This window comes from Ciceribacter lividus (assembly GCF_003337715.1).
GTDB lineage: Bacteria > Pseudomonadota > Alphaproteobacteria > Rhizobiales > Rhizobiaceae > Allorhizobium > Allorhizobium lividum.
In genome coordinates, this window is the sequence record NZ_QPIX01000014.1 from 83505 (window position 1) to 98289 (window position 14785).

Consider the following 14785-nt stretch of genomic DNA (forward strand, 5'->3'; position numbering starts at 1 on the left):
GGCCACGTGTCCGGTTTGCAATCCGTCTGCGGAAACTTAAATAAGAGCAAAGACTGGCGGTAATCCCTCCGCTATGAATTCATTCTTTCAGGTCGGTTTCCAAGATGAGCGAACATAATCCCTACGGCACCATGCATGGCACGACCATCATCACCGTGCGCAAGAATGGCGTTGCTGTCATGGCCGGCGACGGCCAGGTCAGCCTCGGCCAGACCGTCATGAAGGGTAATGCCCGAAAGGTGCGACGGATCGGCAAGGGCGATGTTATCGCCGGCTTCGCCGGTGCCACGGCAGACGCCTTCACCTTGCTGGAGCGACTTGAAAAGAAGCTGGAGCAATATCCCGGGCAGTTGATGCGGGCCGCAGTGGAGCTCGCCAAAGACTGGCGAACGGACAAATACCTACGTAACCTCGAAGCAATGATGCTGGTTGCGGACAAATCGGTAACCCTGGCAATTACCGGGAATGGAGACGTCCTCGAGCCGGAGCACGGCGCGATCGCCATCGGTTCAGGCGGCAACTACGCCTACGCGGCCGCGCGTGCGCTCATGGAGACCGAGCTATCTGCTGAGGATATCGCCCGCCGTGCCATGACGATCGCCGCGGAGATCTGCGTCTACACGAACGGTAATGTCGTCGTGGAGACGATTTCGAGCGACACTTAATCTCACCCATTCAAGCCACCATTTCACGGAAAAGGGCTATGACGACATTCTCTCCCCGCGAGATCGTTTCCGAACTCGACCGCTACATCATCGGACAGCATGAGGCGAAGCGCGCTGTTGCGATCGCACTGCGCAACCGCTGGCGCCGCCAGCAGCTCGATGAAAGCCTTCGTGATGAGGTCATGCCGAAGAATATTCTGATGATCGGGCCGACGGGCGTCGGCAAGACCGAAATCTCCCGGCGACTGGCGAAACTTGCCGGTGCCCCCTTCATCAAGGTAGAAGCTACGAAGTTCACCGAGGTGGGCTATGTCGGCCGCGACGTGGAGCAGATCATTCGCGATCTCGTCGAAGTCGGCATTGGACTGGTGCGAGAAAAGAAGCGCGCCGAAGTCCAGGCGAAGGCCCATGCAAGTGCAGAAGAGCGCGTCCTTGACGCACTGGTCGGCTCCACGGCTTCTCCGGCGACACGCGACAGCTTCCGCAAGAAGCTGCGTGACGGCCTTCTCGACGACAAGGAGATCGAGATCGAGGTCGCCGATACCGGCGGCGGCATGCCCGGCTTCGAAATTCCCGGAGCAAACGTCGGCATCCTCAATCTGTCGGAGATGTTCGGCAAGGCCATGGGCGGCCGAACCAAGAAAGTCCGCACCACGGTCAAGAACTCCTATCCGGAATTGATCCGTGACGAGTCCGACAAGCTGATCGACAATGAGCTGATCCAGCGAGAAGCGGTGAAATCGGTCGAGAACGACGGGATCGTGTTCCTCGACGAGATCGACAAGATTGCCGCGCGCGACGGCGGAATCAGTGCAGGCGTGTCCCGTGAAGGGGTCCAGCGAGACTTGCTGCCCCTGGTTGAAGGCACGACCGTGTCTACCAAGTATGGGCCGGTCAAGACGGACCATATTCTGTTCATAGCGTCCGGCGCCTTCCACGTCGCAAAGCCGTCCGATCTTTTGCCCGAGTTGCAGGGACGCCTGCCCATCCGTGTCGAGCTGAAACCTCTGACGAAGGAGGACTTCCGCCGGATCCTGACCGAGACGGAGGCAAGTCTCATCCGCCAGTACCGGGCATTGATGGCCACGGAGGAGTTGAACCTCGACTTCACCGAGGATGCGATCGACGCCCTGGCGGATGTCGCCGTTCACCTGAACACTTCAGTGGAGAACATTGGGGCCCGGCGCCTGCAGACAGTCATGGAGCGGGTGTTGGACGATATTTCGTTCAACGCGCCCGATCGGGGCGGTCAGTCCGTTATGATCGACTCCGGTTACGTGCGCGAACACGTGGGTGAGATCGCCGCCGACGCCGATCTTTCCCGCTATATCCTGTGATCTTTGTGCATCTCTGTGGTATTTCCGGGAATGGTGAAGCAGAGATGGTTAACGCGGTGGTCGACAGGGAAGGCTGCACATTATAGAGGAGCAGCCGCAGAGAGGTCGAGTTCCGACCTTATGTAACAACAAATGGGGCAGGCGGATCGTGGTGCGATTCTTTCTGGCAGTCGTCGTGGCTCTGATGCTGGTGGCGCCGACATCGGCGGGCGCCGGCGTCGTTCTCGTTCCGGACGGTAATCGCCATGCCGAGCAGCCCGCCATTCCCGGTGCTTCCGTGCGGCGCACCAAGGCCGGGAAGACGACCTTCGATCTGAAATACGAGAAGGTGCGCGATCTTCTTGCTTCCGATCGGCAGCTGATCGCGAAGATCAAGTCGACGGCTGCCGACTACGGTATCGATCCGATCCATATCGTCGGTGCCATTGTCGGGGAGCACACCTACAATGTCGACGCCTATGATCGCCTCCAGAGCTACTACGTGAAGGCGGCGTCCTACGCAGGCAGCAGCTTCCGTTTCGGTTATGAGGATGAGTCGGTCGAGGACTTCGTGAGCCGTTCCGAGTTTTCCGAATGCAATGGTCTTTCAGACTCTTATCGCCTGTGGTCGTGCCGCGAGCTTGTCTGGGAGAAGACGTTCCGCGGGCACTCCGTCGGCGGCATAAGCTATCCGAACAATCGCTTCAGCGCTGTCTTTTTTCAGCCTTTCTATGCGGGCCAGACGTTTGGCCTCGGCCAGATCAATCCGCTGACGGCATTGATGCTCACGGACTTCGTCGCTCAGAAATCCGGTTATCCGAAGCTGCATGCAAGCGATGCTGCGGGCGTCTACAAGGCCATCATGGATCCGGATATATCGCTTGCTTTCATGGCCGCAATTCTCCGGAAATCGATCGATGACTATCGCTCGATCGCCGGCATGGACATCTCGCATAATCCCGGCATCACGGCCACCTTGTTCAATGTCGGCAACTCGCTCGGCCGGGCGCAGGCTCTTGCCCGGAAGAACGCGGCAGGCGGCGCCGTTGTTCTGCCGGAGGAAAACTACTATGGCTGGCTGGTGAACGATCGTCTGGCGGAGCTGAAGGCGCTGCTTTGAGGTTGGCGGGCCGCGCCATGTATAAGCCCCTTGGCTTTCTTGTCGAAACTTGCCATTTGTCAGGAAAGTTTAGCGTTCTGCGGTGATGCGCCCGGGCACGCGTCGCTTTGAGCAGGCATTTGGAGTGCGCCGGTTGACCAGGTCAGTATTGCTCGGCATCGACACCGGTGGAACCTACACCGACGCGGTTCTCTTCAACGAGACGGACGGACTTCTCGCGAAGGCGAAGGCACTGACCACCCGTCACGATCTCGCCGTCGGGATATCAGCCTCCGTCGACGAAGTCCTGCACTCCTCCGCAGTTCCGGCCAGTGCTATCGGCCTTGTTTCGCTTTCGACCACGCTTGCGACGAACGCTCTGGTCGAGGGGCAGGGTGGTAGAACTTGCCTGGTTATGATCGGCTTCGGGCCTGACGACCTCAAGCGGGACGGCCTCTCGGAGGCGCTGGGGACCGACCCTGTGATTTTCCTCTCCGGAGGACACGACACGCACGGTAACGAGAACCTGCTGGACATGAGCCCGCTCGAGGATGCGCTGCCGCAACTTGGACAGGCCGTGTCGGCGTTCGCCGTCGCCGGCTATTTCGCTGTCCGTAACCCCGCCCACGAAATCCGCGTCCGGGACCGCATCCGGACCGTTACGGACCTGCCGGTCACCTGCAGCCACGAATTGTCGTCGAAACTCGGTGGCCCGAGACGTGCACTGACGACCCTTCTCAACGCGCGCCTCGTCGCCATGATCGATCGCCTCATCGGGAGCTGCGAGACATTTGCGAAGCGGCGCGGAATTTCCGCACCGATGATGGTCGTGCGTGGCGATGGTGCCCTGATTTCCGCAGCGGAGGCCCGGCTGCGTCCGATCGAGACGATTCTGTCGGGTCCGGCGGCCAGTCTGGTCGGCGCGCGCTATCTCACGGACCTGGACAACGCCGTCGTCTCCGATATCGGTGGTACGACGACGGACGTCGCCATTCTCGATGGGGGCAAGCCGCGCCTGGATGCCGATGGCGCCGTCGTCGGCGGTCACCGTACGATGGTGGAAGCGGTAGCGATGCGCACCTACGGCCTCGGCGGGGATTCCGAGGTGCGAATCGATGAGCGCGGCCTGACCGCAAAAATCGAACTCGGGCCACGGCGCCTGGTACCGCTCGGCCTTGCCGCCGAGCTTCACGGCGACGCCGTGCTCGATGCGCTTGAACGGCAGCTTCGGAGTGTTCATCCCGGTCGCAACGACGGCCGGTTTGCCGTGCGCACCGGCGTTCCGGAGAGCTTGGCCGCCGGCCTCCAGCCGCAGGAGGCCAATCTGTTTGCCCGCATCGACGGCAAGCCGATCCCGCTCGATCAGCTGCTGACGTCAATGGCACAAGGCGCCGTTCTCGATCGGCTGGTCGCGCGAGGGCTTGTTCATCTCTGCGGAATAACGCCTTCGGATGCCATGCACGTCTTGGGCCGGGAGGGACAATGGGAGCGGAAGGCGGCCGAGCTTGGTCTGAAACTGGCGCTGCGCATGAAGGATGGTGCAGGACGTCCGATCGCCGAAACGCCGGAGGAACTTGCGTCGCATATTGTCGCGAGGTTGCATCGGCGCTCGGCGGAGATCGTGCTCGGCACCTGCTTCGCTGAGGATGGCTTGGCTGAGGTTGATCCCGCGAGATCGGTGCTGATTGATCGCGCCCTCTCCGGAAAGGACGGCATCGTTCGCTTCGGGCTGTCGCTCGATCGTCCACTTGTGGGGCTTGGCGCCTCGGCACCGGTCTACTACCCAGAAATCGCCGAAATGCTGTCGACTGCTGCCTTGATCCCGCGGGACTCTGACGTTGCAAATGCCGTCGGCGCGGTGGTGGGGCAGGTTCAAATGTCGGCGGAAGTCCTCGTGACATCGCCGCAGGACGGCATCTTCATACTGTCCGGTTGTGGTGACAGCCTGCGACTGGGCGAACAGGAGGCGGCATTCGCTGAAGCCAGGAGACGCGCGGACTCCGTCGTTCGCGAACGCGTTGCCGCCAACGGGGCGAGCGCGACTCTGGTCATCATGGAGGAGAGCGTCGACGCTCCCGAAATCGAGGGCAGGCGACGCCTGATCGAGGCTCGCATTGTTGCGCGTGCTGTGGGTCGGCCACGCATCGCGCTCGGCTGACCCTTTCCGTTTCGGAATAAATATTTGTTACTTGTGCATAATTGACAGTGGATGCCAATGCGCGATTCTGTGCGCCTGCCTGAGCAGCAAACGCAGTAAGGAGAATGCAATGGGTTGCGTCGAGAGCCACGGATTGTCCATCGATAAGAGTCTGTATGACTTCCTGGTAACGCAGGCCCTCCCGGGGACCGCAGTGGATCCGGAACGCTTCTTTGCCGGGCTTTCGGCACTCGTGCATGATCTCGCGCCGAGGAACCGCATGCTGCTTGCCCGCCGCGACGAGCTCCAGGAGAAGCTGGATGCCTGGTACCGGGAAAACGGCGCGCCGAGCGACATGGGCGCCTACGAACAATTCCTTCGCGAGATCGGCTACCTTCTTCCGGAGGGAGATGACTTCTCGGTGACAACCGCCAATGTCGATCCGGAAATCGCCGAGATCGCTGGCCCGCAGCTGGTCGTTCCGGTCATGAATGCTCGCTATGCCCTGAACGCCGCCAATGCGCGTTGGGGCTCGCTCTATGATGCGCTCTACGGAACCGATGCGATTCCGGACGATGGCGGAGCTGAGAAAGGCAAAGACTATAATCCCGTTCGCGGCGAGAAGGTCATCGCCTGGGCGCGCAACCTCCTTGACGCCTCCGCCCCACTCTTGGAAGGGAGATGGTCGGAGGTCACCTCCCTTGCCTCCACGGACGGGATCCTGGCCGTCGGGCTGAGCGAAGGTCGCGAGACCGCTCTGAAGGAGCCGAAGCAATTCGTCGGATATACCGGGGCGCCGGAGTCGCCGAAGAGTGTCTTCCTGCGCAAGAATGGTCTTCATGTCGAGATTGTCATCGACCGCTCAGGGATGATCGGCAAGAGCGATCCGGCCGGCATCAATGATGTACGCCTCGAATCGGCGATCACCACGATCATGGACTGCGAGGATTCGGTCGCCGCGGTCGACGCGGAGGACAAGGTCGTCGTCTATTCCAATTGGCTTGGCCTTATGAAGGGGGATCTGACCGAGGAGGTTACGAAGGGGAGCAGGACCTTCACGCGCAGGCTCAATCCGGATGTCGAGTTAACGTCACCTGACGGTAATCCGGTGTCGGTCGCCGGGCGCTCTCTGATGCTTGTACGTAACGTCGGTCATCTGATGACGAATCCGGCGATCCTTGACCGGAATGGCGACGAGGTTCCGGAAGGCATCATGGATGCGATGATTACCGGGCTGATCGCGCTTTACGATATCGGCCCCGGCGGCCGTCGGATGAATTCCCGCAAGGGTTCCATGTACGTCGTAAAACCCAAGATGCACGGGCCTGAAGAGGTTGCCTTCGCCTGCGAGATCTTCGCGCGCGTCGAAGAAGTGCTCGGCATGTCGCCGAACACGATGAAGATGGGCATCATGGACGAGGAGCGTCGCACGACGGTCAACCTGAAGGAATGTATCCGCGCCGCCAAGGACCGTGTCGTCTTCATCAACACGGGTTTCCTCGACCGCACCGGCGACGAAATCCACACTTCGATGGAAGCCGGGCCGATGATCCGCAAGGGGGACATGAAGCAGGCGACCTGGATCTCTGCCTACGAGAACTGGAACGTCGACATCGGCCTCGCCTGCGGTCTCTCCGGCCACGCACAGATCGGCAAGGGGATGTGGGCGATGCCCGACATGATGGCGGCGATGCTTGAGCAGAAGATTGCACATCCGAAGGCCGGCGCCAACACCGCCTGGGTTCCCTCGCCGACGGCGGCGACGCTGCACGCGACACACTATCACCACGTCAATGTCGCCGATGTACAGGCCGCGCTTGGAGATCGACCGCGCGCCAAGCTTTCCGATATCCTCTCTGTTCCGGTTGCCGTCCGTCCGAACTGGACACCGGAGGAAATCCAGCGCGAACTGGACAACAATGCGCAAGGTATTCTGGGTTATGTCGTCCGCTGGATCGACCAGGGTGTCGGTTGCTCGAAGGTGCCGGACATCAACAACGTCGGCCTTATGGAAGACCGCGCGACCCTTCGCATCTCGGCACAACACATGGCGAACTGGTTGCACCACGGAGTCGCCACCCGCGAGCAGATCGTCGAGACCATGAAAAAGATGGCCGCTGTCGTTGACGCCCAGAACGCGGGTGATCCGGCCTACCGGCCGATGGCTGGTCACTTCGACGCGTCCATCGCCTTCCAGGCTGCGCTCGATCTTGTTCTCAAGGGGCGCGAACAGCCGAACGGCTATACGGAGCCGGTCCTGCACCGGCGACGGCGCGAGCTCAAATCGCGACTTGCCGGCTGAACCGGCGTCTCAAGCAAAAGATAAAGCCGCCGGCGCGTGCCGGCGGCTTTCTTGTCTGTTGCCGGAAATCAGACCGACTTTACTGGAGAACGACGACCCGTGCAGCCTTGCCGGGACGGACACGATCGTAAAGATCGATGATGTCCTGGTTCATCAGGCGGATACAGCCTGAGGACGCGGCGGTGCCGATCGAAGCCCATTCCGGAGTGCCGTGGAGACGGAACAGCGTGTCCTGCCCCTTGTCGTTGAACAGGTAGAGGGCACGTGCACCCAGCGGGTTGCGGACGCCAGGCTCCATGCCGTCCTCGACATACTTCGCGACTTCCGGCTTGCGTGCAGCCATTTCCTTGGGCGGATGCCAAGTGGGCCATGCCTGTTTCCAGGCGATGTAGGCCTCGCCCTGCCATGCGAAACCTTGCTTGCCGACGCCGATGCCGTAGCGGACCGCCTTGCCGTTCGGCAGCACGTAGTAGAGGAAACGTTCCCGGGTGTTGACGACGATCGTGCCCGGCTTTTCCTTCGTCTGATAGGAGACCACCTGTCGGTGGAACTTCTTGTTCACCTTCTCGATCGGGATGGCCGGCAGGGCATAGCCCGCATCGGTCACCTTGCCATAGGAATCGCTGAAGATCTTTGCTGTTGCCGTCTCGGTTCCGGCCTTGCCGGAATCAGACGTCGTGGAGCAGCCGGTGAGGGCCATCGTGGCCACGAGACCGAACACAGTGAGAGCATTGCGGAGGCGCATGGAGAACTCGTCTTTTGCGGGGATGATGGTCAGCTCAACCATCTTTGAATATGGTTTATTTTGAATTAAACTGACGTTGGCAAGGGTGCCGTCGGCGCCAAGTCTGTTTCGCGCTGCAAAATGACTCGGCATTGCTTTTTTGCAACATGCCTTTGTTCCCAATAGGCAGTATCAATGACCATTCTTTCGATCGCCGTTAACAACCCGTTAATCGACGGGCGCCAGTCGGAACGGGCACTCCTCGTTCGCCGGGGGGTGCAAGTACTTCTGAGTGAGATGCGACAGGCCGTATTGCCCGAGCTTTCATTGTCGAGTGGTCGGCGTGCGGATCTGGTGAGCCTGTCGGAAAAGGGAGAGCTCTGGATTATCGAAATCAAGTCGTCGATCGAGGATTTCCGTGTTGATCGAAAATGGCCGGATTACAGGGCGCATTGCGATCGCTTCTTCTTCGCCACACACGGCGAAGTGCCGCTGGATATCTTTCCGGAGGACTGCGGACTCCTGCTGTCCGATGGGTACGGCGCGCATATCGTCCGCGACGCGCCGGAACATCGACTGGCTCCGGCGACCCGCAAGGCAATGATGCTGAATTTCTCCCGGACGGCCGCACAGCGCCTGATGATGGCGGAGTGGGCCGCCTCGCGGCAGAGCGTCGAATCCTGAGCTGCCGTTACTTCGGTGCCCGCTTCGCGAGAATGCGCTGCAGTGTGCGGCGATGCATGTTCAGCCGCCGTGCCGTTTCCGAGACGTTGCGCTCGCAGTTCTCGTAGACTCGCTGAATATGTTCCCAGCGGACGCGATCGGCAGACATCGGATTTTCCGGCACTTCGGCTTTCTCGCCAGGGCGCTGGGTGAGCGAGTGGTATATGTCATCGGCGTCGGCAGGTTTGGCCAGATAGTCGAGCGCCCCGAGTTTCACCGCAGTTACAGCTGTGGCGATGTTGCCGTAGCCGGTCAGGACCACAATTCGGGTATCATCGCGCCGTTCCCTTATGGCCTGGATGACGTCAAGGCCGTTACCGTCTCCGAGGCGAAGGTCAACGACCGCGTATTTCGGTGGTGAAGCCTTCGACTTGGCTATCCCCTCACCAACCGAGGCCGCGATGTCCACGGCAAACCCCCGCGATTCCATGGCACGCGCCAGACGACGCAGAAACGGTACATCGTCGTCGACGATCAGGAGGCTGGGATCGGGTCCGAGTGCATCGCTTTCTGCCTTGCCAGAGGGGCTTTGAGCGTTGGATGGAGCATTCTCAGTCATGAGCTGACATCCCTGCAGGGGTATTCTGGTCGAAACTTACCCTTGCGTTATGGACACTTATGCGTGGACGGTAAAGTCATTTTGTGCCCGCCGTGTCCATCAGGCGTCGCGGCCAGATGATCGAAATCCGGGCGCCCGGCTGGTCGCTGCGATTTTCGAAGCGCAATTTCGCTCCGGAGCGCTCAAGTAGCGTCTTGGCAATGAAGAGGCCGAGGCCGAGGCCGCCGGCACGATTTTCCCGCGCACGGCTGCTGACATAGGGCTCGCCGATCCGCTGCAGAATGTCCTGTGAGAAGCCTTGACCATCGTCCTCGATCACGATCGTCACCTTGTCGCCGTCGTGATCGACCGTCACCGTGACTTTGCTCCGGGCGAAATCGAGAGCGTTCTCGACCAGGTTGCCGAGGCCGTAGAGAATGCCGGCGTTGCGCAAGCCGACCGGCTCTGTTGCGCGGTCGGCCCTTTCGACCAGTTCGAGCTTGATCCCGAACTCGCGATGAGGCGCCAGGACCTCCTCGATCATCGAGGACAAGGGGAGGCGGCTCATGTGCGCCTCATTCGCCGAGGGTAGTGTCGTCAGGCGTCGCAGAATGTCACGGCAACGTTCGCTCTGGCTTCGGAGCAGGTGTACATCTTCGCCGAACCGGTCATCGTCGCCGAGTTCCTTCTCCATTTCGCGTGCGACGACGCTGATGGTCGCGAGCGGCGTGCCGAGTTCATGGGCCGCCGCCGCGGCCAGGCCGTCGAGCTGTGAAAGGTGCTTTTCCCGTTGCAGGACAAGCTCGGTTGCAGAAAGCGCATCGGCGAGCAATGAGGCCTCTTGGGAAACACGATAGGCGTAAAAGGCCGCAAAACCCATCATCGAGGCGATGCCGAACCATGTGCCGACCTGCATCACCGGCAGGATTTTCAGTGTTTCCTCCGGATACCAGGGGAGCGGATAGGGCGAAAAGGCGAGCGCGCTAATTGTCGCCATGGCGAGCGTCAGCAAAGCCAGTGAGTGCCTGGGCGGTTGCGATGCGAACGAAATGATGACCGGGACACAGATCAAGGGGGAGAAGGGGTTTGCCAGGCCGCCGGTGATGAAGAGAAGCGCGCCGAGCTGCAGCAGGTCGAGTCCGAGTACCGCGAAGGCGGAGAGCGGCTCCAACCGGTGAGTCGAAGGGAAAGCGGCAGCGAGCACGGCATTGGCCACTGCGAGCGCACCGATCAGCAGCGCGCAAGCGAGCAAGGGTAATGGAAACTGCAGCCAGAAAGCGACGATGAGCACGGTAACGGTCTGGCCCAGTACGGCGACCCATCGCAGCCGAACGAGTGTTTGCAAGCGCAGCCGTCGGCTGGACGGTGCCATTTGGGTTTCGATGTCAGCCCCGACCATAGTTTTCGCCCCTGGTTTCTCGCCTTTGTTGTTTGCGGTTTATGTACCACGGGGTTTTGCCCGTGTCGTTGCCTCCGCCTCCTCGGGATTCTCCGGCCAGGGATGCTTGGGATAGCGCCCGCGCATATCGGCGCGCACATCCTTCCACGAGCCGGCCCAGAACCCCGGAAGGTCGCGAGTCGTCTGGATCGGTCTGTGTGCAGGGGAGGTCAGCTCGAGCAGCAACGGGAGCTTGCCGCCGATCGTGGGGTGCTGCCGAAGTCCGAAAAGCTCCTGGACGCGCACCGACACTTTCGGTTCGTCACCGTCGTATTGAATCGGGTGGTTCTGCCCCGTCGGAGCGCGGAAATGCGTCGGCGCCAGTCGGTCGAGGTCGCGCAGCATGCCGTGCGGAACCAGTGCGCGCAGGCCCTCGGTCAGACCAGTGGCATCGATCTCATCGAGACCGAACGCGCCATGCTGGAAAGGGGTAAACCATTCATCGAGCCGCGCCGCCAGGGCATCGTCGCCGACATCCGGCCACGGCTCCCCCAATGTCCGATGCAGAAAGCCGATCCTTTGGCGCAACTGCATGCCTTCCTTCGAGAAGGGAAGGGCGCCGATTCCGATTTGCCGCACGCCGGCGGCGAGGGCATCGGCTGCAGCTTCGCCAGAGGGCCTCGGCAAGGATGACTCCTCCAGGATGATCGCCCCCAGTCGAACGACCCGCCGGGCGCGAACCCTGCCGCTCTGAGCATCGAAGAAGCATTCCTGGCTGCGCCTTATCGTGGCCGCGAGTTCCTCCTCGACCTCGCTTCGGTTGACCTCTGCTGCGGCGAGAACCCGTCCCTGTGCCGCCCGTCCGGTCAGATCGGCGATGACCAGCATCTGTGCGCCTGCAAGCCCCTCCGTGTCGGGGATCTCCGCGCCGCGCCCGTTCGCCATCACGAAGCGACCACGTCCGCCACGCTGCAACGCCACACGGTCCGGAAAGGCGTGGAGCAACAGCTGACCGGCCGTCGCGGGCGTGTCGGAATGTGCTTTGCCGCCGATGCCCCCCGCGATCCGGATCGCAAGCTTTCGTGCTGCCGTGGCACGCGTTCCGCCGTCCGCGGCAAACCTCCGCAGACGTTCGTCGAGGTCGATGCTGGTCCCCCCCAGACCCTGTTCGGTAAGGAGCATCGCAAGCATTGCTGCCTGGCGCCCGTGCCCGGTCGCGTCTGCCGCAATCACCATCGCCGCGAGACGAGGCGGCAGGCCGATCTCGCGCATCCGACGGCCCTTTGCCGTCAGTCGTTCTTGCGCGTCAAGGGCGCCGAGGAGATTCAGCATCGTGCGTGCCTCTTGGAGAGCGGCCGCCGGAGGAGGGTCGAGGAAGGACAGCATCGCGGGGTCGTGGACGCCCCAGTGGATCATGTCGAGAAGAAACCCCGACAGGTCGCTCGCCAGAATCTCCGGTGGAGTGAAGGCGGGAAGCGATGCGGTTTGTCCGGAATGCCAGAGGCGGATCGCGATACCGGGCTCAGTTCGGCCGGCGCGTCCCGCTCTTTGGTCCGCCGAGGCGCGGGAGACGCGGGCAGTCTCGAGCCGGGTGATTCCCGTCGATGCCTCGTAGACGGGAAGCCGCTGCAACCCGCTGTCGATCACGATCCGTACGCCGTCGATCGTTATCGATGTTTCGGCGATCGACGTGGCGAGGACGACCTTGCGGGTTCCCGGACGGGCGGGTCGTATCGCCTCGTCCTGCTCCTGCTGCGTCAGGTTGCCGTAAAGAGGTGTTACGAAGACGTCCGCCCCCAAGCGCCCCTTGAGCCGCTCCGCAACGCGGCGGATTTCCGCTTGACCCGGCAGGAAGGCGAGGACGGAGCCCTTTTCCGAGGCGAGCGCATCAAGAATCGCTTGGGTGACCGCGTCCTCTATTCGTACGCTGCCCGGTCGGTCGCGATAACGAACGTCGACCGGAAAGCTGCGTCCTTCGCTGATGATAACGGGTGGCTGGCCGAGCAAGTCGGCGATGCGCGCCGTATCGAGTGTCGCCGACATCACCAGAATGCGCAGATCCGGCCGCAAGGCCGACTGTGTGTCGAGAGCCAGCGCAAGGCCGAAATCGGCATCGAGCGAACGCTCGTGAAACTCGTCGAAGAGGACGGCCGCCACACCTTCGAGCTCCGGATCATCGAGGATCATCCGGGCGAACACACCCTCTGTCACCACCTCGATCTTCGTGCGTGCTGAGATGCGATTGTCGAGTCGCATGCGGTAGCCAACGGTCTCGCCGACGGCCTCACCGAGCAGTTCGGCCATGCGTCCGGCGGCGGCTCTGGCCGCCAGTCGCCGCGGTTCTAGCAGGATGATCCGCCCGCCGGCTCGCCAGGGACTGTCCAGAAGATGAAGGGGAACGACCGTTGTCTTGCCGGCGCCGGGCGGAGCCGAAAGCACGGCACGTCTGGCCGAGGAGAGAGCCTCGTCGAGCGCGGCGAGTACATTGCAGATCGGCAGTGAAGGCAGTCTTGAGACCATATGTCGACGTCTGTGTGGATGAGAGGTGCACTCGTTTTGCCGGCGTGTCGCCTCTCTATAGCGCCCTTTTCAAACGCTCCAGCCCTTTTGCAGGAACGCTGTGTCGATTCACGTGAAGCGCGTCCGCCCTTCGTCAGGTCTTCCTACGAGAGACGGATTCATAGGCGAGCACGGCGCCGGCGAGGTCTTCGAGCGCCGCCCCGACGGACTTGAAGAGTGTGATTGCCGTTGCGCTGCTACGGCCTTTCGCCTCACCGCGTACAAGTTCCGCCAGCTCGGCTCGTATGTCGTTCTCGCTGATGACGCCTGCACTCAGCGGCTGCACGAGATCGCCGCCCTCGCTGAGTGCCCCGGCCCGCGTGTCGACGAAGATCTCGGCGCGGCTGACCGCCTCGTCGTCTGTTTCCCGCATCGACGGCTTGAAGGCCCCGACGAGATCGAGGTGAGCGCCGGGTTTGAGCCAGGCACCCCGGACGAGAGGTTCACTGGACAAAGTGCAACATGAGATGACGTCAGCGCTCCGGCTGGCGGCCTCGAGGTCGGTTGCAACGGATGCGTCATAACCGAGCGCACGCGCCTCGCCCACAATGGCGGCGGCCTTCTCCCCGTTACGGCCCCAGACCCGGAAGCGCTTGAGCGGGCGGGTGACGGCATGTGCCTGAATGAGATTGAGCGAAAGCCGTCCCGTGCCGACGACAAGCATCTCCTCTGCGTCTTCCCGCGCGAGATATCGAGCGGCAAGCGCCGATGTCGCGGCTGTCCGGCGTGCCGTAAGCTCTCCTCCTTCAATGACCGCGAGCATCTCTCCGGTTCTGCCGGAGGACAGGAGATAGGTACCGAAGATCGCCGGGAGGGATCGCAGATGATTGTCGGGAAAAACAGACAGCAGCTTCACCCCAATATACTCACCCGGGATCCAGGCAGGCATCATGAGAAGGGTCGCGTCCCGTTCGCCGGGCACGGCGACGTCGAGGTGATGGCGGACCGGAACCACACATCCGCCGGCGAATATCCGCCCGATTGCGTCGATCAGTTCGGGCCAGGGTAGCGCGTGGCTTGTCTGTTGTTCGTCCAGAACCAGCATGATTTCACTCCGTTCAAAGGCTGGGCGGACCCTATCAATGGGGTTTTCCCTGCGGAAGGGGAAATGTGGGGAGGGAGGATCGGCGTGCGGCATGGATGCGACCGGTTCGTGCGCAGTGGATTTTGTCCGCCGAGTCCCTGAAACGCGAAAATGCCTATATTTTTCAGATGTTTGGAAATTTCTTTGAAAAAATCCGTAGTGGTCTGTTGACTTGTTTGAGGGGGTAGGATTATACATCCGCTCACTGACGAGGGCGGCGGCGCTGCTGGCGACGATGTCCTTCGTTCTAGAGAAATCTC

11 protein-coding genes are annotated in these 14785 nt (G+C 61.6%); 6 read left to right on the forward strand and 5 right to left on the reverse strand.

Features of this window, described 5'->3' with window-relative positions:
• Positions 1-104 precede the first annotated feature (104 nt).
• From hslV to DFR48_RS20030, 5 genes are all read left to right on the forward strand, one after another.
• Entirely contained in the window at positions 105-665 is a 561-nt protein-coding gene (gene hslV, locus DFR48_RS20010) for an ATP-dependent protease subunit HslV (protein WP_114364982.1), read from the forward strand.
• 38 nt (positions 666-703) lie between these two features.
• Positions 704-2002: an ATP-dependent protease ATPase subunit HslU gene (hslU, locus tag DFR48_RS20015; RefSeq protein WP_114364983.1), complete on the forward strand. Its 1299-nt coding sequence runs from the start codon at positions 704-706 to the stop codon at positions 2000-2002.
• A 184-nt stretch (positions 2003-2186) separates the two neighbouring features.
• A complete protein-coding gene (locus DFR48_RS20020; RefSeq protein WP_114364997.1) occupies positions 2187-3101 on the forward strand; it encodes a DUF1402 family protein in 915 nt (304 codons plus the stop codon).
• Between the two features lie 133 nt (positions 3102-3234).
• Entirely contained in the window at positions 3235-5238 is a 2004-nt protein-coding gene (locus DFR48_RS20025) for a hydantoinase/oxoprolinase N-terminal domain-containing protein (RefSeq protein WP_114364984.1), read from the forward strand.
• A 109-nt stretch (positions 5239-5347) separates the two neighbouring features.
• Positions 5348-7519: a malate synthase G gene (locus DFR48_RS20030; protein ID WP_114364985.1), complete on the forward strand. Its 2172-nt coding sequence runs from the start codon at positions 5348-5350 to the stop codon at positions 7517-7519.
• 79 nt (positions 7520-7598) lie between these two features.
• On the opposite strand, the gene DFR48_RS20035 is transcribed toward DFR48_RS20030, so the two are convergent.
• A complete protein-coding gene (locus DFR48_RS20035; protein WP_114364998.1) occupies positions 7599-8264 on the reverse strand; it encodes a L,D-transpeptidase in 666 nt (221 codons plus the stop codon).
• A 174-nt stretch (positions 8265-8438) separates the two neighbouring features.
• Between DFR48_RS20035 and DFR48_RS20040 the strand changes: the two genes are divergently transcribed.
• A complete protein-coding gene (locus DFR48_RS20040) occupies positions 8439-8927 on the forward strand; it encodes an MmcB family DNA repair protein (RefSeq protein WP_114364986.1) in 489 nt (162 codons plus the stop codon).
• A gap of 7 nt (positions 8928-8934) precedes the next feature.
• On the opposite strand, the gene DFR48_RS20045 is transcribed toward DFR48_RS20040, so the two are convergent.
• From DFR48_RS20045 to lhpI, 4 genes are all read right to left on the reverse strand, one after another.
• Positions 8935-9525 carry an ActR/PrrA/RegA family redox response regulator transcription factor gene (locus tag DFR48_RS20045; RefSeq protein ID WP_114364987.1) on the reverse strand — a complete coding sequence of 197 codons (591 nt, stop codon included), beginning with the start codon at positions 9523-9525 and terminating at the stop codon, positions 8935-8937.
• A 76-nt stretch (positions 9526-9601) separates the two neighbouring features.
• Positions 9602-10903, reverse strand: a complete 1302-nt coding sequence (locus tag DFR48_RS20050; RefSeq protein ID WP_114364988.1) for an ActS/PrrB/RegB family redox-sensitive histidine kinase — start codon at positions 10901-10903, stop codon at positions 9602-9604.
• Between the two features lie 39 nt (positions 10904-10942).
• Positions 10943-13402 (reverse strand): ATP-dependent helicase HrpB, encoded by a 2460-nt coding sequence (gene hrpB, locus DFR48_RS20055; protein WP_114364989.1) that lies wholly within the window; start codon positions 13400-13402, stop codon positions 10943-10945.
• Positions 13403-13535: 133 nt separating this feature from the next.
• A complete protein-coding gene (gene lhpI, locus DFR48_RS20060) occupies positions 13536-14486 on the reverse strand; it encodes a bifunctional Delta(1)-pyrroline-2-carboxylate/Delta(1)-piperideine-2-carboxylate reductase (RefSeq protein ID WP_114364990.1) in 951 nt (316 codons plus the stop codon).
• Positions 14487-14785: the final 299 nt, after the last annotated feature.

Coding starts and splice junctions, on each gene's coding strand:
- hslV (WP_114364982.1), top strand. CDS start 105: ATGAGCGAACATAATCCCTACGGCACCATGCATGGCACGACCATCATC.
- hslU (WP_114364983.1), top strand. CDS start 704: ATGACGACATTCTCTCCCCGCGAGATCGTTTCCGAACTCGACCGCTAC.
- DFR48_RS20020 (WP_114364997.1), top strand. CDS start 2,187: ATGCTGGTGGCGCCGACATCGGCGGGCGCCGGCGTCGTTCTCGTTCCG.
- DFR48_RS20030 (WP_114364985.1), top strand. CDS start 5,348: ATGGGTTGCGTCGAGAGCCACGGATTGTCCATCGATAAGAGTCTGTAT.
- DFR48_RS20035 (WP_114364998.1), bottom strand. CDS start 8,264: ATGCGCCTCCGCAATGCTCTCACTGTGTTCGGTCTCGTGGCCACGATG.
- DFR48_RS20040 (WP_114364986.1), top strand. CDS start 8,439: ATGACCATTCTTTCGATCGCCGTTAACAACCCGTTAATCGACGGGCGC.
- DFR48_RS20045 (WP_114364987.1), bottom strand. CDS start 9,525: ATGACTGAGAATGCTCCATCCAACGCTCAAAGCCCCTCTGGCAAGGCA.
- DFR48_RS20050 (WP_114364988.1), bottom strand. CDS start 10,903: ATGGTCGGGGCTGACATCGAAACCCAAATGGCACCGTCCAGCCGACGG.
- hrpB (WP_114364989.1), bottom strand. CDS start 13,402: ATGGTCTCAAGACTGCCTTCACTGCCGATCTGCAATGTACTCGCCGCG.
- lhpI (WP_114364990.1), bottom strand. CDS start 14,486: ATGCTGGTTCTGGACGAACAACAGACAAGCCACGCGCTACCCTGGCCC.